Annotated in this window: 18 protein-coding genes; 1 reads left to right on the top strand and 17 read right to left on the bottom strand. The window is 45.9% G+C overall.

Going from position 1 to position 24,393, the window contains the following annotated elements:
* Nucleotides 1-399: 399 nt before the first annotated feature.
* The 10 genes from ACTQ50_RS17145 to ACTQ50_RS17100 all read right to left on the bottom strand — a co-directional run bounded on the left by ACTQ50_RS17145 (nucleotide 400) and on the right by ACTQ50_RS17100 (nucleotide 12,605).
* Complete coding sequence (locus tag ACTQ50_RS17145) at nucleotides 400-2,310, bottom strand: diguanylate cyclase domain-containing protein (RefSeq protein ID WP_441485209.1); 1,911 nt, start codon at nucleotides 2,308-2,310, stop codon at nucleotides 400-402.
* Nucleotides 2,311-2,518: 208 nt separating this feature from the next.
* A complete protein-coding gene (locus tag ACTQ50_RS17140; protein ID WP_441485208.1) occupies nucleotides 2,519-3,637 on the bottom strand; it encodes an ABC transporter substrate-binding protein in 1,119 nt (372 codons plus the stop codon).
* 94 nt (nucleotides 3,638-3,731) lie between these two features.
* A complete protein-coding gene (locus ACTQ50_RS17135; protein ID WP_441485207.1) occupies nucleotides 3,732-4,148 on the bottom strand; it encodes a hypothetical protein in 417 nt (138 codons plus the stop codon).
* Nucleotides 4,149-4,444: 296 nt separating this feature from the next.
* The gene (locus tag ACTQ50_RS17130) at nucleotides 4,445-5,164 is read right to left on the bottom strand and encodes an HAD family hydrolase (protein WP_441485206.1); all 720 of its coding nucleotides are present in this window, start codon (nucleotides 5,162-5,164) and stop codon (nucleotides 4,445-4,447) included.
* Between the two features lie 225 nt (nucleotides 5,165-5,389).
* The gene (locus ACTQ50_RS17125; protein WP_441485205.1) at nucleotides 5,390-6,799 is read right to left on the bottom strand and encodes a S1C family serine protease; all 1,410 of its coding nucleotides are present in this window, start codon (nucleotides 6,797-6,799) and stop codon (nucleotides 5,390-5,392) included.
* Nucleotides 6,789-7,088 (bottom strand): hypothetical protein, encoded by a 300-nt coding sequence (locus tag ACTQ50_RS17120; RefSeq protein WP_441485204.1) that lies wholly within the window; start codon nucleotides 7,086-7,088, stop codon nucleotides 6,789-6,791. Before ACTQ50_RS17120 ends, ACTQ50_RS17125 begins: the two co-directional genes overlap by 11 nt.
* Before the next feature lie 42 nt (nucleotides 7,089-7,130).
* Nucleotides 7,131-7,634, bottom strand: a complete 504-nt coding sequence (locus tag ACTQ50_RS17115; protein ID WP_441485203.1) for a GtrA family protein — start codon at nucleotides 7,632-7,634, stop codon at nucleotides 7,131-7,133.
* 132 nt (nucleotides 7,635-7,766) lie between these two features.
* On the bottom strand, nucleotides 7,767-10,202 hold the full coding sequence (locus ACTQ50_RS17110; protein ID WP_441485202.1) for a glycoside hydrolase family 3 C-terminal domain-containing protein: 2,436 nt from the start codon (nucleotides 10,200-10,202) through the stop codon (nucleotides 7,767-7,769).
* 319 nt (nucleotides 10,203-10,521) lie between these two features.
* Nucleotides 10,522-11,898 (bottom strand): ATP-binding protein, encoded by a 1,377-nt coding sequence (locus tag ACTQ50_RS17105; protein ID WP_441485201.1) that lies wholly within the window; start codon nucleotides 11,896-11,898, stop codon nucleotides 10,522-10,524.
* Nucleotides 11,895-12,605 (bottom strand): LytR/AlgR family response regulator transcription factor, encoded by a 711-nt coding sequence (locus tag ACTQ50_RS17100; protein WP_441485200.1) that lies wholly within the window; start codon nucleotides 12,603-12,605, stop codon nucleotides 11,895-11,897. Before ACTQ50_RS17100 ends, ACTQ50_RS17105 begins: the two co-directional genes overlap by 4 nt.
* Nucleotides 12,606-12,870: 265 nt before the next feature.
* On the opposite strand from ACTQ50_RS17100, the gene ACTQ50_RS17095 reads away from it, so the two are divergent.
* A complete protein-coding gene (locus ACTQ50_RS17095) occupies nucleotides 12,871-13,410 on the top strand; it encodes a TetR/AcrR family transcriptional regulator (RefSeq protein ID WP_441485199.1) in 540 nt (179 codons plus the stop codon).
* Between the two features lie 189 nt (nucleotides 13,411-13,599).
* Here ACTQ50_RS17095 and ACTQ50_RS17090 read toward each other — a convergent pair whose 3' ends face one another.
* The 7 genes from ACTQ50_RS17090 to ACTQ50_RS17060 all read right to left on the bottom strand — a co-directional run.
* Entirely contained in the window at nucleotides 13,600-17,493 is a 3,894-nt protein-coding gene (locus ACTQ50_RS17090) for an ATP-binding protein (protein ID WP_441485198.1), read from the bottom strand.
* Nucleotides 17,494-17,531: 38 nt separating this feature from the next.
* The gene (locus ACTQ50_RS17085; RefSeq protein WP_441485197.1) at nucleotides 17,532-19,001 is read right to left on the bottom strand and encodes an extracellular solute-binding protein; all 1,470 of its coding nucleotides are present in this window, start codon (nucleotides 18,999-19,001) and stop codon (nucleotides 17,532-17,534) included.
* A gap of 307 nt (nucleotides 19,002-19,308) precedes the next feature.
* Complete coding sequence (locus ACTQ50_RS17080) at nucleotides 19,309-20,847, bottom strand: MFS transporter (protein WP_441485196.1); 1,539 nt, start codon at nucleotides 20,845-20,847, stop codon at nucleotides 19,309-19,311.
* Entirely contained in the window at nucleotides 20,774-21,904 is a 1,131-nt protein-coding gene (locus ACTQ50_RS17075) for a glycoside hydrolase family 5 protein (RefSeq protein ID WP_441485195.1), read from the bottom strand. Before ACTQ50_RS17075 ends, ACTQ50_RS17080 begins: the two co-directional genes overlap by 74 nt.
* A gap of 131 nt (nucleotides 21,905-22,035) precedes the next feature.
* Nucleotides 22,036-23,415: an ATP-binding protein gene (locus ACTQ50_RS17070; protein WP_441485194.1), complete on the bottom strand. Its 1,380-nt coding sequence runs from the start codon at nucleotides 23,413-23,415 to the stop codon at nucleotides 22,036-22,038.
* A gap of 2 nt (nucleotides 23,416-23,417) precedes the next feature.
* Entirely contained in the window at nucleotides 23,418-24,122 is a 705-nt protein-coding gene (locus tag ACTQ50_RS17065; protein ID WP_441485193.1) for a LytR/AlgR family response regulator transcription factor, read from the bottom strand.
* Between the two features lie 43 nt (nucleotides 24,123-24,165).
* The coding region (locus ACTQ50_RS17060) for a hypothetical protein (protein WP_441485192.1) at nucleotides 24,166-24,393 on the bottom strand (228 nt) is incomplete at its 5' end.

The raw sequence follows: 24,393 nt of genomic DNA, 5'->3' as shown, positions 1-24,393 counted from the left end.
GGAACACAGCCAGATTTTTGTTGATTTTGAAAAAAATAAAAAGAAAAGAAGTTTTAAAAGAAAAATGGTGCTGGGCATAACACCCAACACCAAGTTTGTCTACAGTCTGACGGCAGTGTCACCACTGCCGCCAGTGTAAGAATTTTCTTTTTCATAAAGTAAAACTTACCCCCACCCACGCGGGCACCCCTGCCCGCAATCTTCACTACATTTTCATCTTCACTTCTATCCCGGTAACTGTTCAGAGCCTTCACAGTTACACGCTTTGCGGAATACTACTTATATCCCGGTGCCTCCGCTACTGCACCATCTCGATCATTTTCCCACATAAGTACTCTGAGTCAGCATGGGCTGATCAGCCGCCTTTTTCAGTTCTACCTGGATGGTACCCTGAATATCCTAAAGGCACTCCAGAAGCAGCGGATTAAAGGTTCCGCATTCGCCAGCCAGGATCATCTCCATGGCTTTCTCATGGGAAAATGCTTTCTTATAAACCCGCTCGCTTGTCAGCGCATCGTAAACATCCGCAACGGAAACCACCTGGGCTACGATGGGGATCTCTTCCCCCTTCAGACCATCTGGATAACCTTTTCCGTCGTAACGCTCATGGTGCCATCTGCAGATCTGATAAGCCACCTTCACAAACTCCTCATCCTGGTAAACCCCAAGACTCTTCAGCATGGAAGCACCGATCAGGGTATGCTTCTTCATTTCCGCAAACTCCTCATTGGTCAGTCTGCCCGGCTTGTTCAAAATCTTCTCGTCAATTCCCACCTTGCCGATATCATGAAGGGCGGAAGCCACTGTGATCATGTACTGGTCGTTCCATTTCAGATTGTATTTGTCCGTCTTCTGCACCAGTCTTTCCAGTAAAAGTCCGGTCAGCGTCTTGATGTGCTGAACGTGCAGACCGCTCTCTCCATTACGAAATTCTACGATGTGACTGAGGATATCTACCAAAATTTGACTATTTTTTTCTTTTTCCCGAATTTGATCCGTTACAAGTGTGATTAGACGCCTTTGTTTTACGTATAATTTAATAGTATTATATACACGCCGGTAAACAACTTTGGCATCAAATGGACGGCTGATATAGTCCGAAACTCCCATTTCGTACGCCCGGCGTATATATGATTCTGTCTCCTCACTGGAGATCATGATGACCGGAATGTCCTCGAGCCAATGGTTCCGGTTCATCTCTTCAAGCACTGCAAAGCCGTCCATGCCAGGCATTACGATGTCAAGCAGTACCAGCGAGATCCCTGCACCATATTCCCGCAGCATAGAGATACATTCCTCCCCGCTGCAGGCCTCCATAGTCTTAAAATCAGGGTGCAGGATCTCCGCTAAAATATCACGGTTCAATTCTGCATCATCAACAATCAGGATCTGCTGCTTCAGCTCTTCACGGTCAACCTCTGCGCCCTGTGCATTTCCCTCTTTGATCTCATTTGACTCGGTAACAACCAGATTTTTCCTTGTCTTCGCCTGATACATAAAACGATCGGCTCTTCCCACAACATCCTCTATGGTCTCATCTTCTTCCGCAATGGTACCTCCAATGCTGACAGAAAGCTGAATCCTTGCATATCCCGGAACTACCGCCATATGGATCTTGTCATGGATCTCCTGCAGTCTGCGGGCAAATTCCATCTCCTTTACCCCTGGCAGCACCAGCAGGAATTCATCACCGCCATAGCGGATCAGAATGTCCGACTTATGGATATATTTGCAGATGGTTTCTGCTACAACCACAAGCGCCATATCCCCTGCACTATGTCCATATGTATCATTATACAGCTTGAAATCATCCAGATCGATCATGGCAATGCCCGCCGGTCCTGTCTGGGACTTCACTTCATCCTCATAATAACGTCTGTTATATACCTTGGTCAGAACGTCCCGGTACAATCTCTCATTATATCCGGTAAGACTGCTGATCAGACGCTCCCTGTCTTTCTGATCGATCAGGGAATTCTTATCCAGGGCCTTCAGCAGCTCCATTACATATGGTTTCCCGTCGATTTCCAGATATTTCACCATGATCTGGTAAATATCCTCTCCAATAAACTCCAGCTTAGACAGCTCTTCCTTCTGGGTAAAAGCATCCATTGCCACACAGCCCTGGCAAAAATGCTCTGTGCACACGTCTGATCCTTCGTTCTTCCCAGCCTCTGCAGCCTGCAGACGCTCTGCATTTAACTTCTCCAGTGTTTCCTGGTCAAGAAGCCTTACACTGCTGAAAACCTTACGGTAACAGGCCATCTCTGCTTCTGCCTGCTCCATGGTAATTTTGTAATCTGATACCATACTTTATCTATCCTTCTTCGTTGTGAAGCATATTATTATCAGTATAAAAAAGACCGTACAGTCACCAACACGGCTATACGGTCAGCGCCAGCTGCAAACCCGATTTCTGGAAGTTTCCAGGATCTGGCTCACTAATAGTTTTATTATAGTCAAACTGGCGTTATTTGTCTAGAACTTAAACTTTCTTGCGCAAACTTAATTCCCACATTTAGTATTTCGTCTGCGCAAGCACCTCTTCGAAATTCTTCTCGGCACTTTCTATATCGGTGATATCTCCGCAGGCGATTTTCCATAAGGTATCACTGAAGCTGACATCCACAAGCTTAATAACCGGATAAGACTCTGCATTGATCTTTTTCTCCGGGGAAAGCGAGGTGATCTCTGTAAATCTGGCATCCTCGCCTCCATTCTTTGTTACACTGGGAACGCCCTTAATAGATGCCATTTTGTCAAGCTCTTCCTCATTGCACAGGAAACGGAGGAATTCTTCTGCCCATTTTTCGTTTTCGCTGTCTTTTACAATGGCAAGTCCGCTTACCCCAGCCAGGCTGAGAACCGGTTCCTCCGCACACACTGGCAGGGAAACAAATTCATATTCAAAAGGTTTCTCCGTAAATTTCTCTGACTTGGATTCTCGCTTCTTCATACCGCTGAAACCTTCTGTGGTAAAGGAAAGGAACGGGGTATCCCCTTCAAAAAAGTGAAGGATGCTCATTTCGTAAATATCTTCAATGGTACTGTTCACATCTTCGCTGATGTAACCTTTCTCTACCATGTCCAGCATTGTGGAAAATTCTTTTTCAAAATAGGAGCCACAGCCAGCTTCTTCGCTGTCAAAACGCTCATACAGAGCTTCCTGATCCTCTTCCTGGGCTATCTGGTAATCTCTGTCATTCTGCATCACCAGAGAATAGACATTCTGTGTGCAGCCCTGGATAGGGGTGTAGCCCTTTTCTACAAGAGTGTCACAGACCGTCTGGAACTCTTCCTGTGTCTTGGGAACCTCCAGATCAAGGTCTTTCAGCAACGTGGTATTGACAACAAATCCGGGGATACGAAGTCCCCAGTTCAAGGCGCACATTTTGCCATTATATTTGCAGGTATCCAGAACGCCATCTGCATAAACATCTGTATTCAGTCCTATTTCCGTCAGATCTGCCAGATGCTCTGCTGCCACATCCTTATCCACATAATCTCCGTCAATGTCAAACATGGCAATCTCCGGCGCATTGTCTCCGGTGACGATCCGTGAAAGCTGGTCGTAATAAGCGTCCACTTTATTGTATTCCACGCTTACATTTGGATAAATCTCGTTCCAATCTTCCACAGCCGCTTCCAGGGCTTAGAAGTTGGACCAGCTTCCCTGTACATGGATCTGGGCTTCTGCGTCCTTGTCCATGCTTGGGGAAAATCCGGTGTTTTCAGCCGTTTCGCTCTCGTTCTTCCCGCGCTCCATCTACGCCTGTTACCTGTACTTTCACGGCGAAACCAATACTCAGGATTCCGTTGATATAATTGGTAAAAGAATTGGTGATACAGACATCCGATCCATTTTCCGAATTTCCAAATGTGGAAAGCATTTTATTTAAGGCATAGTAGCCGTCATATTTCACGGTATAATCGTCTGGAGTTTTCTCAGATGACTTGGTGGAAATCCCCTGCATGGTATCAAGCATCAATACCTGCACCATAACATCCTCATCAGCGTTCATCTGACGAAGATTTTCGATGGTTTCTTCCAGAGTCCAGTCCTGATGATTTATGTAATTGGCCCAGTCTTCTGCGATCCTGCTGGAATTTCCCAGATAGGCTGTCACTTCGTTTTTCAAAGTGCTCATAGAATTTACGAGCTGGCTTTTTTCATCAGTTTCTGATGTCCGCCGCAGATTCACTGTAAAAAAGCTATGTATACGATCAGCACCGCCAGTATGCAGACATTGGCTGCTACTACAAGGTGCTGTTGTTTCTTTTTTTCAATTTTCAATTTGCTTTCCCCAATCATGTTCCTGTTGTTATATTCTCACAACAAATTACTACTGTTTTATATATCCCCGCGACATGCTTTGTAATATCCCCCAAAATTATGACGCATATGATTTAGAATTGCATTTCTCAGGTTTTGTGTATTTTTTCACTAAAAACACGAACAACTGATGTTAGCTACAATTTTTTTCAACTCTTCCTCTGTATATGCGGTATGATCCGGCTTCTCCATGCCTTCCGGGACCGCATATCTGTGGTGGTTCATCCAGATGGTCTTCCACCCGGCGTTACGCGCACCTGCAATATCATTCTCCAGAGAATCCCCGATCATATAGGTGTTCTCCGGCTTCATCCCCCATTTTTCTTCTGCCATGCGGAAAATCTTCACATCCGGCTTGGCCACGCCCACACCGGCGGACACGATCAGCTGATCCTCTGTGAACCATTTATCCAGTCCAAGTGTATGGAATTTCTGCACCTGATGGGAAAAAGGTCCGTTGGTGATCACTCCCATTTTCGCACCTGCAGCTGCGCACTCATCAAGAAGCGCCGTCATCACAGGGGAAACATGAAGATGGGACTGATTCTCCTTATATCTTTCCTGAAAGATCTCCGCCTGTTCCCTGGTAAAAGGAATTCCAAGATCCTTCATGGTATTTTCAATCCGGTAAATTCTGGATTCATGAATAGAAACCTGTCCGCTCTCGCTGAACAGGAACATTTCCGCGCTTCTTTTCCCAAAGATCCGGTAAAACAGCTCCGGATCCGGAAGCTGCCCGCCCAGGCTGAACTCGCAGGCTGTAAGAAGAGGCTCCATCTGGCTGTATAAGGTATCATCTATGTCGAAAACCAGAGATAGTTCTTTGTTCATTTTGTTGACTCTTTTCTGTTTTTTTATATTGCGGTAATAAAATAATTATACCTTTTTACGGCAGGTTATGCAATGTATTATTCGGGTTTCTAACCGTTTTGTACTGCATAGAAAATATACAAAAGATATTCCTTTCAGGCAAAAAAGAGGTTCACCTTTTACAGATGAACCTCTCAGTTTTACATTTATTCACTTCACAATTTAAGTTCTAAATCAGTCTCGATTTTAGTTCCAGCCTTCGCCGTACTGGAGGCCTGCGCCGCCTTCGTTGTTCTGCCAGTCTTCTACCAGGTTGCCGCTCTCATCCATGGTACCCTGTCCGTCACCGTTGTCCTTGGAATCTGTGTTCTGTGTATCTGTATTCTCACCAAGAGTTACGGTTACAGTCTCCTCTTTATAGCCTTTTCCATCCGGAACTTCAACGGTAAGCTCTACATCCTCGCCTGGCTCGTAGTAGGAAAGGAAGTCAACCAGCTGCTCTTTGGTTGTAACAACCTTGCCTGCAAATTTGGTGATGATGGTCTTTGCTTCGATACCTGCATCATCAGCTGCACCGCCCTCGGTTACGTCTCTTACAAGAACACCTTCCGGAACACCGTAAGCTTCGCTTACATCACTGTCAACAGTCTGAACTGTAATTCCAAGAACACCGTGATTATCAACTTTATCTCTGGTTTCCTCGTTCATCAGTGTTTCCAGTGTATCTGTTACATAGGAAATTGCGATTGCATATCCAATACCCTCAACCTCTGTGGAAGCGAGTTTGGAAGAGTTGATACCAACAACCTCACCGTTCATGTTCAGAAGAGCACCACCACTGTTGCCAGGGTTAATAGCTGCATCTGTCTGGATCAGGTTTGTAGCAGAGATGCTGTCGCTGTCGTAATCACTGATTGTATTATCAGAATTTACCTGACGGTTCTTAGCACTTACAATACCAGTTGTTACGGACTGGCCATAGCCAAGTGCATTACCGATTGCAACTACCTGTGCACCAACCTTCAGATCATCGGAATTACCGATGGTTGCGATCGTGATGGCATCCATTGTGTCGCTGTCAATGTCATCCAGGGAAACTGCTACAACTGCAAGGTCTTTCTCGCTGTCGTAACCTTTTACCTTAGCTTCACATGCTGTGCTGTCGCAGAAGCCTACAGATAAGGTCTCTGCACCTTCTACTACATGGTAGTTGGTTGCGATCAGAAGCTCGGAATCATTTTTACCAATGATGATACCGGAGCCGCTTCCCTGTACCTCCTGCTCCTGTGACGGTGAATAAGCACCATACTGGCCAAACATTCCGTAGTAGCTCTGAACCTCTTCTACAGATTTGGTTGTGATGGAAACAATGCTTGGCATTGCCTCTTCAACGATGTCGGATACATCAAGGCTGCCTTTGTTTGTTGAGCTGTCCTTGCTGTCATTCTTAGACTCGGAATCATCAGATTTTTTCTCCGATTTCAGAAGTTCAACCTTTTCATCACTTGTGGCTGCCTGTACGCTCTGCTCATAACCGGTCAGATAATTTACTCCTGTATATGTTCCTGCTGCAAGACCACCTGCCAGTACTGCGCAAAGACTAATGCTTGCTGCCTTTTTCATTTTTCTCTTTAATTCTTCATTTCTATTCTTCATGATAAAAGCCTCCTTTAGAAACTCCTTTATGTTTTCTTTCATTTGATAGTTCACAGTATAGAGATAATTTGTGTTCTCTTTGTGGGAAAAATGTGTTTAAATTGTTAAATCCTGCAAAGTCGCGCAAATGCTGGATTCTTTGCAAAGTACACTCTCCAATCTTAACATGGCTCATGAGATTATACAATGTTTTCACTAACAAATTGGTTTCGAATATTTTAGAAAAAAGATCCCTGGGGGAAAGCTTCTCTCTCCACCAGGGATCCTTATCTGTCACTATATCGGGCAAGAATAGCAACCTCTCTTATTTCTGCAAAAGCAGTGGTACGATTTATTTATTCGGCATGATCCAGAATTTCATGGTCGGGTAACTGAGAACTACCTGAACCAGAATGTTCAGCACGTTTGCAAGTGTGGGCGCAAGTGCCTCGGAAACACCGATGTTTACGAAAAAGCTCTGGCTGTAAGCCGGAAGTGCTGCGGATACAAGAACCAGCACAACTGCAAGTACGATATATTTCGGAACAGCCTTCTCAAATGCTGCGTTTGATTTGAAAACCAGGTTCTTCTGTACGAAGAAGTTTACAGTCTGGGCTGCAGCCGTTGCAACCAGGAAGCTTAAGAATCCGCACAAACCAAGGTTGGACTCGATGTTGTCTGTGTAGTTGAACACCAGGAACTTAAATGGTGTATTTGCAAAGCTTTTGAAAATGAAACCGGTGCACAGCCACATGATAATGAAGTTTGTGATGGTTGCGCAGTTGGATAATACGTTGAATTTAATGAACTCCCAGATGTTCGGGTGGGCGGCGATTAACTGTTTGATTTTTCCCATGACGATACCTCTCTTAGTTTTATACTTCTATATATTTTTCTTTTGTGACGTTTCGCTTTTCTATAAAGCTTCAAAGCCAAACGCCCCTTTATACAAGACATAAAAGTCAAATTGCTTTTAGCATTTTTTAATTTACTTTTGCTCTTCCAGATCTTTCTCATACTGCTTGTTCAGCTTCTGATTTCTGAAAAATCCGCTGATCACTTTTCCAAGACCGCTGAAATGGCCATTTACCACTTTCACAAGTCCTTCTACCATTTCCATGGAAACCATACCGCCGGTCATCTTGGCAATGGCGCGGAATGGCATGTTGTACTGGAACAATGTGTTCAGATCCGGAACGCCTGCTGCCTCGCTCTTTTTCAGCTTTTCGCCCAGCTTCTTACAGATGAAACGGGCGATTCCGCTTTTCGCGTAATACATCTGGCAAAGGGCATCGTTCATGCCAAGCTCACCGCTCCAGCTTCCGTCTGGAATAGAATGTCCAAGGATGGTTTCGTACTCCTCGTTTCCAACCTTCTGGATCTTTCCATCCACATAAGAAGCAACGCGGTTGGTGTAATATGGCATTACCTCAGTAGTTCCAATGATAGCAATGGTGCCCTGAAGCCGGATATCTGCGCAGCTTGCGCCGATCATAACGCTGTAAACACCGCCCTCTACTTCCCATTTATTTGTCTTCATATTCCAGTAGCGGAAAGTCTTATCATCGAACTTAATGGTAACTGTTTTCTCCTCACCAGCCTTTAAGAACACTTTGGAAAAACCTTTCAGTTCTTTGACTGGGCGGAAAACCTTTGCCCCTGGAAGTCCTACATAAAGCTGTGCGATCTCTGCACCGTCGTATTTTCCAGTGTTGCGGATGGTAAAGGTTACGCCATCCGGTTTCACCTGGAGATTGTCATATTCAAATGTTGTGTAGGAAAGGCCGTATCCAAATGGATAGTTTACCGGCACGCCAGCAGTGTCAAAGTATCGGTATCCTACGTAAATTCCCTCTCTGTACTCGGAGTTACGCTCCTGAGAGGGATAGTAATTATAAGAGGGAGTATCCTCGTATTTCTTAATGTATGTTTCCGCAAGCTTTCCGGATGGGTTCACTTTACCGGAAAGAATGTCAAGAACGGCGCCTGCACCAGCCTGTCCCATAAGAGCGGTGTGAAGCAGGGCTTTGAAATGATGATGCCATGGCATTTCGATAACAGAACCTGCACTGATGATACCAACCATGTTTGCATTGGCTTTTGCAAGCTCCTGGATCAGGTTGATCTGGTTCTGCGGAATGCGGAGGTGCTTACGGTCAAGACCTTCTGTCTCGCTTTTCTCGTTCAGTCCGAAGAAAAACAGAACCACATCAGAACGGCGGGCAAGATCTACAGCCTCTTTTTTCATGGCTTCGTCTTCTTTGCCGTCACGCTGATAGCCGCGGACGATTCCTGTTATGGAGATTCCGCTGGTCTCCAGCATGTCCTTGATGGAATCTACTTTTGTGGAGTTTACCATGGAGGAACCTGCGCCCTGGTATCTTGGGTCAAAAGCAAAGTCTCCGATCACGGCTGCCTGGACTTTTTCTCCAACTGGGAGGATTCCGCCTTCGTTTTTCAGAAGGACTGCACTGTTCTCGCAGGCAAGACGTGCCAGCTTGTGATGCTCTTCGTGGAGAGCCTTCTTGTCTGCCACTTTCTTGTAATGTTTCGCATTCTCGGTGGTGGTAAGTACCAGATCGAGAAGCTCGTCTACACGCTCATCAATGTCTTTCTCGCTGATCTTGCCGCTTTCTACACTGGCAAGAAGCTCTCTTGCTGCGTCAAGTCCTGGTGTTGGCATTTCCAGGGTGGAACCGTTCTTTACGCCAAGGGAATGGTCGTTGGAAGCGCCCCAGTCTGTGATGACGGAGCCTTCGAAGCCCCACTCGTCGCGGAGAATGTCTTTCAGCAGATGCTCGTTTTCGTTGGCGTAGACACCGTTTACCTCGTTGTAACTGCTCATAACGGTTTTGGCTCCGCCCTCTTTGATGGCGATTTCAAAGCCGGTGAGGTAAATCTCGCGAAGAGTTCTTTCATCTACTACTGCGTTCATGGCCATACGGCGAAGCTCCTGGCTATTTACTGCAAAGTGCTTTGCACAGGCTGCTGCACCAGTGCTCTGTACACCGCGGATGAAGGCGGCTGCCATTTTTCCGGAAAGATATGGATCCTCGGAAAAATACTCGAAATTACGTCCGCAGAGAGGATTTCTCTTAATGTTCAGTCCTGGTCCAAGAAGAACGTTTACCCCTTCTTCCATGGATTCTTCTCCAAGGGCGACTCCCACCTTCTGCTCTAATTCTTCATCCCAGCTGTTTGCCATTGTTGCAGCTGTAGGAAAACAGGTTGCCGGTACTGATGGGTTAATTCCCAGATGGTCACCTGCTCCTGCCTGTTTACGCACACCGTTTGGTCCGTCTGAACAGAAAATTGCGGGGATGTCCAGACGCGGGAAATCTCTTGTCTGCCACTCGCTTTTTCCGCTGAGGAACGCGGCTTTTTCCTTCAAGGTCATGTTATCTATGATGTTCTGATATTTCATGCTTGTGATTACTCCCTTCCATATCATTGCAAGATTATCATTCACAGCCGATCACGGGCACAACATGATGCAAAAATCTTATTTACCATCTGCGCATCCCCGTCAAGCCGTAAAAGATAATTTCCAGTTCTATTTCGTGAGCATAATATAACACAACCCCGTCTGAAAAAGACGGGGTTGTCACAAACTGTCAATATATTGCACAAGATGCATTAAAAAGTCCTGTCCGGCAGCCAGAAACGGGTTATACTTATATATACAGACGAATCATCTCCCGGACTACAAATACGATTGCCAGCAGCGAAGCAGCCACCGTTCCTTATTGTTCCGGAATCAGAATCCGCACCTCAAACCAGTGGTCCTTCGCCTGCAGCGACATACTGCCTTTATATTTCTCAGCGGTCTGCCGGATGCTTTTCAGACCATAGCCGTGATTCTCACGGTCCCGCTTAGAAGTAGCCGGAAGGGCACCTTTTTCCAACACAATGTTCTCCGCAATGTAATTGGAAACATTGATCAGCACAAAATTCTTCTGCTTAGAAAGCGTCACATGGATCATCCTCTTATCCTGATCCTCCAATGTAACCACGCTCTCAATGGCATTATCCAGCGCGTTTCCAAATATGGTACAAATATCCGTCACATGCATAAAATTCAGCAGCTTCCCATCTGCCACGCAAGTGATCCGGATGTTATTCTTCCTCGCCTGGAAAACCTTGGCTGCCAGAATGGTATCCAGCACATTGTTTCCAGTACGCTCCATCAGCCGGTTCTCATCCAGCTCATGCTCCAGCTGATCCAGCCAGGCCTTCCGCTCTGCCTCATCAGTCACGCCCCGAAGCCCTGTGATCTGGTGCTTCAGGTCGTGGTATTTAATATGGATCATCTCCATACTTTCCTGATAATAGCGGTACTGGTCGTACTGCTTTTTATACACAGACTGCATAGCGGACAGCTCTTTTTCCACCATATACTCACAAATCCTGGTCTGGTAGGCATAAAGGATAACCAGTCCGCACAGGTCACCAATGGTCCTCATATGAAAGGTATCCGCCAGAACTGCGCTGCTGAACGGAGAATTGGTTATTACATAGCTCATGTTGCTGAAAAGGAACGCGGACACCGCGATTGCCGCCGCAGAAACCAGTTCCTTCACAGTCAGCTGTTTTTCAAAGGACGCTGAGCGCATTTTCTTCTCAAAGAGATAAATCACATAAAATACAAGTCCATATATTGCCGCCAGCAAAAGTATCTGACCAACTGCAACCGCCGCGCGTAAAGCTCCCGCTCCAGATTTCAATCCTGCCATCACCGGTTTCTGCGGTAAAACAGCCTCTACGCCGAGAACCTTCCACAGAAATGATTCAATCTGCCATTCCAGGGACGCCGCAAACTCTGCCACCAGAAATGCCTTTGCGCAGCAATATCCAGCCAGCACAGGAGTGCTCTCCGTTCCCAGGAAAATAAATCCAAACATCAGTCCAACAGCAGCCGCCATCACCGGGATCCAGAGAATGATCGCCACGTTTTCTGTAAGTACCAGAAATACACTCTGTACCACCAGCGCCAGTCCGCAAAAACCGACTGTAGTCCATTTTCTCCACCGTTTTGGGAGCATTATAATATTGATCACACAGGCTAGCCACTCTGCCAGCGCCGTGTAAATTCGGGGAATATCACCAGTTATCTCTATCATCTCGCAGCCTCACTCATATAATTTACAAGGGCTTCCATAAATTCTTTCCGCTTCTGGCGGCTGACCTGCAGCCGCTCTCCGTGGATCATGCAGCAGCCCTCCTGGATTCCCTCCACATATTTCATATTCACCAGATAGCTTTTCGCGCAGCGGAAAAAATCATACTGTAAAAGTTCTTCCTCCGCCTTTTTCATGGTCATCCTGGACTGGACATTTCCATGCTTGGTTACAAAGATCATCTGGTGACCGTAACTCTCCACATAATAAATTTCCTTCACATTCAGCCGCAGCACCCCGGTCTCCACAGGGAGCAGCAGATAATTCTCATTGCTCTGGGGAATCCGGTCAATAGCCCGTTTCAGCTTCTGGCAAAAAGAGAAATATTCTACCGGCTTCACCATGTAATCAAGGGCATCCACCTCATATCCCCGGACTGCGTAAGATGTCATATTTGTTATAAACATGATTATGACCTTCTTGTCCATCTCCCGGATTTTCTCAGCTGCGGTCATGCCGTCCATAAACTGCATCTGGATGTCCATGAGAATAATGTTATAATCTGCGGTATATTTCTCCACGATCTCATCCCCATCCCGGAAAAAGGACAGGCGGATCTCCTGGGAAAATTCCTTCTGAAACCGCTCCATGTATTCGGTTAACTGTCGAATGTAAATGTCTTCGTCTTCTACAATTGCAATATGAATCATAACCCACCTCATAAATCATCATTCACATTAAAAATAACCCTCCCGCACAACCTCTTGCCGCTCGTCGTTGCCCGCTGGATGTGCACTATTGGATTTACATACCTAAAGTATAGCATACCCCTCTTTTTTTTGCGATGAAAAATTCAGAAATCCCTTGCCCCATTTGGCGATTCACGTTATACTAGCCAGTATATAAAACGTTACATATTGTAACACCTTTGTTTTCGCCGCAGACGCACCGCGCACATAGAAACAGGAGATTTTTATGGAAAAACAGACACCTACGAAAAACACCCCCAACCAGCAAACCCGTGAGAACATCGTAAACGCCCTTCTCACTTTAATAAAAGAAAAACCTTTGTCCACCATCACCATAACCGAGCTCACACGCCTGGCGGGTGTTTCCCGGATGGCTTTTTACCGGAATTTTTCTACTAAGGAGGAAGTGTTTTCTTCCCACTTAAAGGATATTCTTCAGAAATACCAGGAAGAGGACCGGAAGCAGAATCTTCAGGGGATCTACTATGACAAGCCGCATATGATCCACTGCTTCGAATACTGGTATCAGTACCGGGACTTTTTCGACGGGCTGATCCACTGTGGGTTTGGGAATATTTTCCTGGAATATCTCACCCGGTATATTATGTGGAAATGGAAAAGCACCTGCCAAAACGCCAGTCAGTATTACCGGCTGTCCGCCTTTGCAGGTGCCTTGTATAACGTTTATTTCTATTGGGCGTATAATGGGTATCAGGAGACACCCGAGCAGTTGGCGGAAATATTAGACGGAATCTTTAATAAATAAACCATTAAACACGCTCTATTCCTCAATAACATTCGATGATTTTTTAGACTTCGAAATAAAATCATAGTCTGTTTTTTTATTTAGAATCATTACTAATTATTCTTGTCCGTAAAAAGACCACTCACTTTCAACCCTAACTTTGAAAATGAATGGTCTTTCACTTTATTTTAGAAAATTACTTCTTATATTTCACCCCAGCACTTCTCTCAGCGTCTTCTCCAGCACCTCCATATTCACCGGCTTGGAAAGATGCCCGTTCATGCCGCTTGCCAGGGAGCGCTTCACATCCTCGTCAAAGGCGTTTGCGCTCATTGCATAAATTGGAATCGTCCTGCAGTCTTCCCGGTCCAGATTCCGGATTGTCCGGGCGGCCTCCAGACCGTCCATTTCCGGCATCATAATGTCCATAAGAATCATATCGTAATAACCAGGAGCCTCCTCCTCCATGCAGCGCACAGCTTCTTTTCCATTCACCGCCTGACTGGTCTCGATTCCGTAATCTCCCAGTATGGTACAGATAATTTCCATATTCAGCTCATTATCTTCCGCAACCAGAATCCTTCTTCCATCAAAACGAATTTCCTCTGTTTCCCTGGTCTCCTGCTTCTTTTCCGGACTTACCGGCTGTAATTTCACGGTAAAGCTAAAGCTGCTGCCTTTGCCCAGCTCGCTTTCCAGCCTGATATCCGAATCCATCATCCGCACGATCCTGCTGCTGATGGCAAGCCCAAGGCCAGTGCCCTGTTTTCTTGCATTCTCCGAATTATCCGCCTGCTCGAACTGCCGGAAGATCAGCTGCTGCTTCTCCGGTGCAATACCGATTCCGTCATCCCGTACTTCGAAATAAAGATTGGAAAAACCTTTCTCCCCTTCTGTTTCCCGGACAGTCAGTTTCACATGTCCGCCTGGATCAGAATACTTCACTGCATTTCCAAGAAGATTGACCAGAACCTGGTTCAGTCTCAGGGAGTCTGCCATAAACCAGTGATTCTTCAGCTGGATCTCTTCTGTGTAATGAATCTTCCGCTCTGTGATCTTCGCTTCCAGAAGAGGCTGTAAGCCCTGGATCATTTCCATAAGATCACATTTCTCTGCGAACAGCTTCATCTTTCCGCTTTCGATCTTGGACATATCCAGAATGTCATTGATCAGTCCCAGCAGATATACAGAAGAATGCTCGATCTTTTTCAGGCAGGCAAGTCTCTGCTCCTCCGTCTGTCCATCCTTCAGGGCAATCTCAGTCATACCGATAATGCCGTTCATAGGAGTACGGATTTCATGAGACATACGCGCCAGGAAGTCTGATTTCGCCTTTGCAGAAAGATCGTGGCGCTCCAGATTCAGACGGTTCTGAATGATCGCACTGATCTCCTCCAGACATTTGTGCTCCTCTTTTTTCTCCAGAACAGCACCATCAATCTCCTGGAACACAATACTTCCGGAATACTGGCCATTGTCTGTCATATGGAACACAATGTCCTGTCCGCCGTCGGTAAACAGCTGAACCAGCGGCTCCTTCTGAATGCTTTCATCAGAAGGAAGAAGCTGCTGCAGTTCCTGGGTTTCCACAAAATGCTGATACTGCTTCTCGGAACAATGGACCATTTTTTCCCATTCTTCTTTTTTCTCCCTGCCCTTCCAGCAGTACAGAAGGTCATTTACCATATACTCTCTGTTGAAATGGGTGATCACCATATTCGCCAGATGATATTTCTCCTGCAGCTTCAAAGCCAGGATATCAAGCACAACTGCAGTATCTCCCTCACGGTCAAACAGATTCAAAGCAACTGAGGAAAGTGTCATTTCCTTCAGGCGCTCCAGGGAGGCTACCTCGTCGAAATCTACATCAAGGGAAACGTCTTTTTCCTTTTCCGTCAACTCTTCATAGAACACAATGCTGTGCTTTCCATGACGTGCAGCGCTAAGAGCTGTCTTGGTCTGCTCAAGGGCTGCACTCAGCGAATTACCAGCGCTTGTCACCGCAATTCCACATTTCAGGGAAAGGGAAAGATATTTCTCATCTGTAAGCGCTGCGAAATCCTTCTGCAGCTTCTGGACCGTTCTTACCACAGGGCCTGCCATACATACCGGAATCCATACCAGCATCTGGTCTGCGCCGGCTCTTATATAAACTCCATCGTCCAGATTTTCCTCATGGAACCGTTCCGTCATCAGCCGGGCAAACTGCTCCAGAATAATATCTCCGAAAATCAATCCATACCGCTCATCAATTTTGGAAAAATGCTGGATCTCCAGAAGGGCAAGCACGCCCTCCGGATCCTCCCGGTACAAAGTTTCCACAACCTCCAGTCCGCTTCCTAACCGGTAAAAAGAGGTAATGGAATCGTAAATCTGTTTTCTCTTCTGCGCTGTCTCCAGAAGCTTCCGCTGATGTACATTGTGAAGACAGCCTACGATCCTGCTGCGCTCCCCGGCTTCATCAAAGGTAATACTTCCATAGAGATTTACCCATTGGAACTCTCCGTTATTCTGGCGGAGCCTGAAATCAACATTTAAGGTGCCATCTGCATTTTTTACCGTGTTTTTCAGTCTGGTGCGGTCTGCGGGATGAATGGAATCATTATCTACAAATTCCGGATGTTTTCCGCAATCCCATACTCCATCACGGCCCTTGCTGTTAACTATTTCCAGAACTTTTTCCCTACATTTGTATGTGAAAAAGGCATCCTGGGAACTCTCCACAGCAATCCGGTAGCGATCTTTTTCCTCAAGGAGCTGATTCTCTGTCTGCATCTGGGTGTCCGTCAGATTTTCGATCACCTCGTGAAGTTCGTCAATCTCCTGGATTCCAGAGCCCTCAAAATCATGGATTCCCTTTACACCGCTCCGCACACTCTCCACAAGCCGGTAAACTGGCTTGGTGGTATACTGCACAAGGAGATAAACCAAAACAACCGCAAGCAATGCACTTCCAAGGATTGCCCCAAGAATCCTCTGGAAAACGTCGGAAACAAGTCCATAAACAGAATCCTCAGTCACAAAACCGCACAGGGCCCAATTGGTATCCTCATAAGGAACATTTCTGCTGTACAGCTCCAGGCTGCTTGTAATTCCATAAATCTTCTGTTTTCCAACGGTTGCTCCCTGCACCAGCTGCAGATCACCCTGCACAGGCTCCTCCAGTACGAATGTATTTCCGCCATGGGAAACCGTGTCGTACAGAGCACCTTCGCCTGCCAGTCCCTCATAGCTTCCATTTTCCTGCTCGATCACAAGGGCAAAACCTGCATTCAGATCAGAATCCAGGTCTTTTACCGGGAAATATCTGGACAGGTCATTTACCCCGATCTCTACTCCCAGAACTCCGTAAACCGTCTTATCATACACAAGGGGAACGGAATAGGAAATCATTTTGTGGTTGTCCATGCGGTCATCTTCCAGGATAAATGGCTTGGACCAGTATCCCAGGTTCGCCATGTTGATATTGGAGTCCACATAATCTCCAGCGGCTACATAGGGCTTATAGAAAAAGTCATCTGCACTTCTGTTTCCATTGCCTTCAAAACTGAAATCCGTACGCCAGGGAGTATCCAGGGAAATAGACATGCTCTGCGACAGCTTCTTACTGCCACGTTCCATCTGCAGGTCTGTGTGGGAGGCTGTTTTCGCCATTGGATCGGAATCACGTACCCAGAAGCCATTGTACTGGCTTTCCGCATCCACCGATTGGTCATTTCCAAGCACCAGGAAAATTCCGGAAGTGGAATTGTACTGCAAAACTTCTACCATATCATAGAAAACAGCTTCCAGATATTCTTCCTGCACATCATCTGAGCCAAGAAATCCATGAATGTCCATCTGATGACTGTCCAGGATCTTCGCCAGTTCCGCATAGAGCCCGTCACTTTCCTTGTTGACGCTGCTCCACTGCTCGATCATGTCATTCTCCAGAACCACCTTACGGTTCTCCACCGTATGACTGTCCAGACCAATGACCGTGTTCTCCATGCTGGACCGGATTCCGCTGAAAATCAGTGTGAGGAACGGCACTGCGCCCTGCACAAATACAATGATCAATATAGGAATCAAAAATATATCCAGAAGGGATTTTTTCCGCTTCACAGTCCGCCTCACCACCTTTCCTTCGCTTCGTTACAAATTCACGAATTCGCCACAGCTGCATTCAGGCCATCGCAAAACTCCTGATACCAGCTCTCAAAATTCTCATCTGTGAGATACTGGGCCAGTGCGTCCTCTTTGCTCTCACCGCCTGCAATTGCTGCATCCAGGGCTTCCTTGTCCGCTTTGGCCTTATCAGACAGGGAATAGTCCAGGATCTTACGTGCACCGTAGCTGTTTTCGAAGGTCTTTGGTGTATAGAAGGTTGTTTTGTCAAAGTCTTCCATTTCGTTCTTGAAGCAGTCGTAAACCTTCTGATTGATTTCTATGTTATTGTCTTTGATCACAGAATCCAGAGCCTCTACGCTATTGGCCTCTTTCAGCACCGGCATGTAGGAGGACTCGCATACGAAGCGCAGATTCTGCTCTTTCTGGGTGAACCATTTCAGGAAAACGCTGGCAGCATATTCGTGCTCTTCATCAGACTTGGTAACTGCCATTCCTGCTCCCTGCTGAACCTCTACGTTCTCGCCGCCTTCCATTACCGGGGCATTGCAGGCAATGTAGTCGATGGGATAACTGCCATCATCAGTTTCCACGGTCTCCGGGAAATAAACAGCAGAGGAAGTGGAACCGGTGTATGCCAGAACATCTCCTGTCTTCACATCATCAGAGCGGAATTTTCCAAGAGATGCAAAGTATCCTTTCATATAAGGTACGTAATAGTTGTCCCAAAGTCTGCGGATCAGATCTTTATCGGTGTTGAAGGTAACTTTTCCGTCTTTTACCTCGAAAATATCTTTGCCCATCTGTTTCATGCCGATGACAAAATAGTTGGACATGGAATCTCTGCCATAGAATGCTTTTCCATCGTCAGGCACATCCGGAGTCTGGGCATCTGTCCACTCGTAGTAGCGCTGGGCAACCTCAGCAATTCCCTCTGTAGTGGCAAGCTCATCAACTGTGCTGCCTGTAGCCTCTGCGAAAGGCTCCCAGTCGGTCTTGTTGATCATGGTGATCTCTGTAGACTTGGCAACCGGGAAAAGGTATAAAGCGCTGTCCTGGTTGAAGTAGCCTTCCTGGATATAGGAGTCTACATATTTGGACAGCTCGTCTTCTGTAAAGTACTGGGAAAGGTCTGCCAGCTTGTCCTGCTGCTGTACTGCATAAGCGGTGTCAGAATAGGAGGAGAAAATATCCGGCAGCTCCTCAGCACCTACTTCGCCATTCAGAGAACTGTTAACATCTTCCTCCAGGTCAGATACGGAGCCCTGGCTGTAGCCCTCTACGTAGATTCCTTTGTCTTTTCCCTCCGACGCATTGAATTCCTTTACCAGAGTGTCAAACATAGCCTGCTGGGCACCGTTGTAATAATGCCAGATGTTCAGGGACACCGGATGATCCGGATCCAGCTTCACAGATTTACCGCTGCCGTCCCCGCTGCTTCCACAGCCTGCTAAAGATGCAGTCATCATTGCGATCAACATCATTGCCACACATTTTTTCTTCATATTCTTTTCTCCCTCCCGGCGCCTGGCACCGAAGCTTTTCCCAAGATCTGCTTATGCTTTCAGCCTTAAATGCAGCTATTTCCTAACTGCCATCTAAACTTTCATAGTAAAAAGCCCCCATGCTGTGCCAATACACCGCTGACTTCTGCGAAATGCAATGTCATTTCCGGCGTTTTCACACATCACAGGGGACAAATCCGTAGCATATACGTTTATTATAGGGAATGTGAGAAAAAGAATCAATAAAATTCCGCGAACAAGGGGAGAAAATATTTCATTTCTCCCCTTTCATTCCAAATATGTGTTTTTATTTCTGTCCTTTTCTTTTTGCAATCAATTCCTGTTCTGCCTTGATGTTTTTCTCAACGTTCAGGAAGGATACCACAACCATAAGAATTCCATGTGCTATGATCTCGAAGCCCAGGAAGAAAAAGGCGGTGACGGCTTTTCCCCCAAGGGCTGGGTTGTCGTAGAAGAAGTTGAAAACGGCTACGGCAAGACCGTTTACTACGGTGAGTACCGTGTTGTAGACGGACATGGAAATACCGTCTACGCGGTAGCCTAGTTTGGCTTCCAGGTGATCCAGGACGTCAGCGAAGAGGGCCATCATAATGTAGGCACCGGGGACGCTGGACAGACCTTTTAGGCTCTGTCCCACCAGCATGACTGCAAAGTTATCTGGTGCAAGAAGACACACAATACTTCCGGCAATGGAAATCACGCAGCCTGCTAAAATCATGTTCTTTTTGCCGAAGCAGTTGGCCAGCGGCCAGATGAAGAGCATACCGGCTGCCAGTGGGATTCCGCTGATCAGCGCCAGGACGGACTGTGCCATATCTGCGGATAAGGTCATTCCGAAGATGTGTACTTCCTGGAAAAACTCGTGGCAGAAAATGTTGAAGACGTAGCCGCCTTTGAACATGACACCGGCCTGGTAGAGCAGGTAGAAAATGATGATGATCCACCAGTAGGTGTCGGAGGCGGCGGCTTTTAGCTGTTCGAGGGTAGAAGGTCCAGCAGATGCCGATTTCGCACTTTCATTCTGGACGGCAGCACTCTTGCTGTCAATTTCAGCAGTTCGAGCAACACTTCTATTTTCGCCCTCCAGTTCCACCATATCCTCTTCCGTAATTCTCTCTCTTGTAAAGAAATACTCCAGCACACATCCCACAAACGCCAGCACCGCAAACACGGTCATTACCATCTGCCAACGGTTCTGCAGCACATTATTACTTCCAGCCGAGTTGATCCAGCCAAGGATCAAGGGCATTACAATACTGCTGATCAATCCGTTTCCAGCTACGGCCGGAATGTTCGCTACTACGGAAAGCTTTCCTCTCTGATCCAGGTCACGGGTGGAAAGAGATACCATAAGGTAATGGGAAGTGCCATAAACAGGGTTTGCAATTGCCGCAAACAGGTTGTAGGTCACTGTCATCCATACCATCCGCACCCCCAAGCTTAAATAGGGAATGCAAAATACAAGAATTCCGGATATCAGAAGCAGAGGTGCCGCCATCAATATGTACGGTCTCGCTTTTCCCTGTCTCGTCTTAGTCTTGCCAACCAGAATTCCAATTACAATATTGGACAGCGCCATAGGAATGACAGAAATCAGTGGCAGCACCGTCAGAAATACTCTCTGATTTACAATATCATCATAAGTACGGTAAAAAGTAAGATAATAGGACGCCACCACACTGGTCATAGCCAGTACCAGAAGAGGTCCAAGGAAATAGCCAAACGCCATTTCCCGTAAAGTCACCTTCTTTTTATCTGTTCTTGAGTTCAATCCAGCCATTTTCCACACATCGTGAAAAATCCCAGCTTTCTTTCCACTTTTCATCCAGCGGCTCCTTTCGATTGGGTTTAAACTGATAGCTCCAGTAGATCCAGCCCTTTGCTTCTGACCAGGCCTGAAGCTGCAAAGCTGCGATTTCCAGATAACGTTCCCTGCGTCTCTTCGCAGCTGCATCCTGACTCATACTGGAATCTGTTTTCTCTGCATATTTGTTGCAGATGCACCATTCTCCAACCACTACAGGAACATCCTTCTGGATCCTCTTTATCAAACGCTGCTGGCTCTTAATATAAATCTGGTAAACCCATGGCTTGTGGATCGGCACAAAGCTCTCCATGGCAAAAATGTAGATATGGGTATCCAGCACCACATTTTTCATATTCTCTTTTCGGAAAAATCTGCCCCAGTGTCTCAGGCGGAAGCCATCATGGAACATAATGGTCTTGTCCTCTGGAAGAATTTTGCGCAGGCGTTTATATGCAACCCGGTAGAAATTTTCCAGAAACGGCATAGGAACATAGCCGGAGCCCTTCGCTTCCTCTTTGTCCACCGCTTTTCCAGTGGACGGCGCAGTAGCATAAACCAGGAAGCTGATCGGCTCGTTCAGCACCTCGATTCCATATAGCCCCTTGCGCTCTTTATAGCGCTCCGCCAACCGTTCCAGTACGGTAAGAGCAAACTCCACCTCCTGGGGATTTTTGCACCACTTGCATACTCCTGTAATACCACCGTTGTCATATCCGTTCTGGCTTCCCGGAACAGTGTGCAGGTCAATAAGGATCTGCAAGCCATATTTCTCCGCCCAGTCAAAAGCCTTATCCAGATACTCAATACACCCATTAAAAGGCTCTCTGTCTCCAAATACAAAATACGGAACCGGAATGCGAAGCAGCCCGATTCCCTGTTCTTTGATAAAAGCGAAATCCTTTTCTGTAATAAAAGTATCTCTGTGCTCTTTCATTTTTTCTTTTAATTCTGCCGGGTTCATTTTGCGGTTCAGCCAGACCTCATCCTCCGCGCCTGTTCCCGCAAATAATTCCGGCAGCATCCATTTCTCCAGCACAAGCCAGTTGCCTAAATTTACACCTTTTATTTTTTCCAATAATAGTTCCTCCTCAGATAACCCACCTTGAAATTTTCCTTAATAACAGTCACTCCTAAGTGTAACTTTTAATAAAATCTAACGTAAAGAGAAGCTTGCCGACGATGAAAATAACATTCCACCATGCTGACCTACTCCACTGGCAGCATGATCTGCAATGAAAATGTATGATTCTGCACACTGATCCGGATATCTCCGCCGTATTTTTTTGCGATCATCTGCATACTTTTCACGCCATAGCCGTGGTAGCCCTTATCATCCTTGCTGGTCACAGGGAACCCATTCCGAAATTCCAGTTCCCCGTCAAAATAGTTGTCTACGAAAATATGCAGCATGCTTCCCCGTTCCAAAGCTGCCACATTGATGACCTTCTTCTCATCATCTTCATATTTTGACACGCACTCAATGGCATTATCCAATCCGTTACTGATCATGGTGTAAAAATCGATTACATCGATCATATCCATTTTTTCTGCATGGACATTACAGGAAAAACGAATGCCCTGTCTGGCGCAGACAAAGCTTTTCTCCGTGAGAATGGTATCCAGCACATCATTGCCGGTTTTCACATGGGCATCATAAAACTGGACTGCTTCCTCGGTCTCCTTGAAAAGCCGCTCCCGCTCTTCTCCATGCACCATCTGCAGTGCCCGGATCTGCCGTTTCAGATCGTGGCATTTCTGGTTGATCAGGTCTACATTTTCTTTGCTGAAAAGATACTGCTGCTCTTTTTCCTTCTGCAAAACCTGGATCATCTCTTTTTCTTTCTGCAAGGACAAAATGCGGTAAGTCATATTTTGAAGCAGAACAATGACCAGATTGACAATCACATTCACCACAATACAGAAATAAGGTACCGCCGATTGGGTAAACATTTCTATCCCACCGAACATATCGCCATCCTTTTTGCTCCAGTGAAAAATCAGATTGGTCACATCTCCCATTCCCGTAATAATAATATACACAGTCAGATAAATAAGAAACGTTCTCCAGTCTTCCTTCACAACCACCTGTCCACGCACACTTTTACGAACAAAAAGAAAATAGGCCATTGTGTCGAAGGCTGCATAGAACAGAACCGTTATGAAAACATACAATGCGGTATGCTCTGTTTGTAAAGAAGGAAAACAGATTTTGCAGACCAGATATTGCAGAACCAGAGTTACCAGATTTTCCAGTGCAATTCCCAGAATGCATTGAAATATAAGATTACATACTGTCACCTGATAACAATAATAGATACAGCACATAGAGACAATGCCAGTGGTCATCCACCATACAGCTGTAATAAGAGCTGCACTCCCCGAACCGCCATAAGTGTTGCGAAACCAGTACATGGGAATGCAAAGGAGAATAAATCCCAGAACACCTAAACTGCTAACCATGACACGCCGCGGAAAATGCTCCCGATGTTCCGCGGCACGTTCCATAAAAACGATTTCTGCGCTGATTGCCTCAAGCAGCACACGGCATACATCAAAGATATCCATAAAGGATATGTTTTTCAGCATTTTTAATCCTCTCCCCTTATATATTTCAGATATTCCTCTTTTAATTTTTCCTTATAATTTCTGCTGACAGGAAGAATTGCACTGCCTACAGTAACCTCTGTACTGAGCACTTTATTCACATACTTTAAATTCACAATGTAAGAGCGATGGATCCGCACAAAATTGTATTTTTCAAGCTCTTTTTCCACGTCACCAATATTTCCCCTGACTTTGTAATCTCTTTTCGTGGTGTGAAAATAAAGATAATGAGAAAGAATCTCCACATAGATAAGCGCCGAAAGCCTTAACTTGCGAGTTCCCTCGGCTGTCTCTACTTTTATGATGTGTTCTTTCCTCTGGGCAGCCTTCGCCACAGTTCTGTGAAACTTCATGGAAAAATCGTAGTAGCTTACCGGCTTCAGAATATAGTCAACCGCATCCACCTCATAACCATTGATGGCATACTGGGCAATATTAGTCACAAAAATAATAGTAACATTGGTATCTGTTTTTCTTAATTTTCTTGCCGTGTCAATTCCATTGATTCCAGGCATATCAATATCAAAGATGATGATGTCATAAATCATCTTATAGTCTTTCAAAAACTGTTCGCCGGATTCGAAGGTTACCGTCTCCAGGTCAATCCCGGCTTCTTCCCCGAATCTTTTCACATAGTCTGTCATGATCTGACGCATTTCCAGCTCGTCATCAACAATCGCTACTTTCATTTCCCCACACCTTTTCTCAAGTACAGTCTGATCTGGACGCTATTCATAAATTCAACTTATACAGGCTCGATTTATTATTACTGCTGCCCAGAACTTTTACAGTAAATATATCATACTTGATTTGTGTGGTCAAACAGGCTTCCAGATAACCGGAAGCCTGTTTCAGACTGTAGACAAACTTGGTGTTGGGTGTTATGCCCAGCACCATTTTTCTTTTAAAACTTCTTTTCTTTTTATTTTTTTCAAAATCAACAAAAATCTGGCTGTGTTC

Origin of the sequence: Blautia sp. Sow4_E7, assembly GCF_052116245.1 — a bacterium.
In the GTDB taxonomy this organism is placed as follows: domain Bacteria; phylum Bacillota; class Clostridia; order Lachnospirales; family Lachnospiraceae; genus Blautia_A.
The sequence above is the reverse complement of the archived record's forward strand: the minus strand, read 5'-3'. Positions and strand labels throughout refer to the sequence as shown.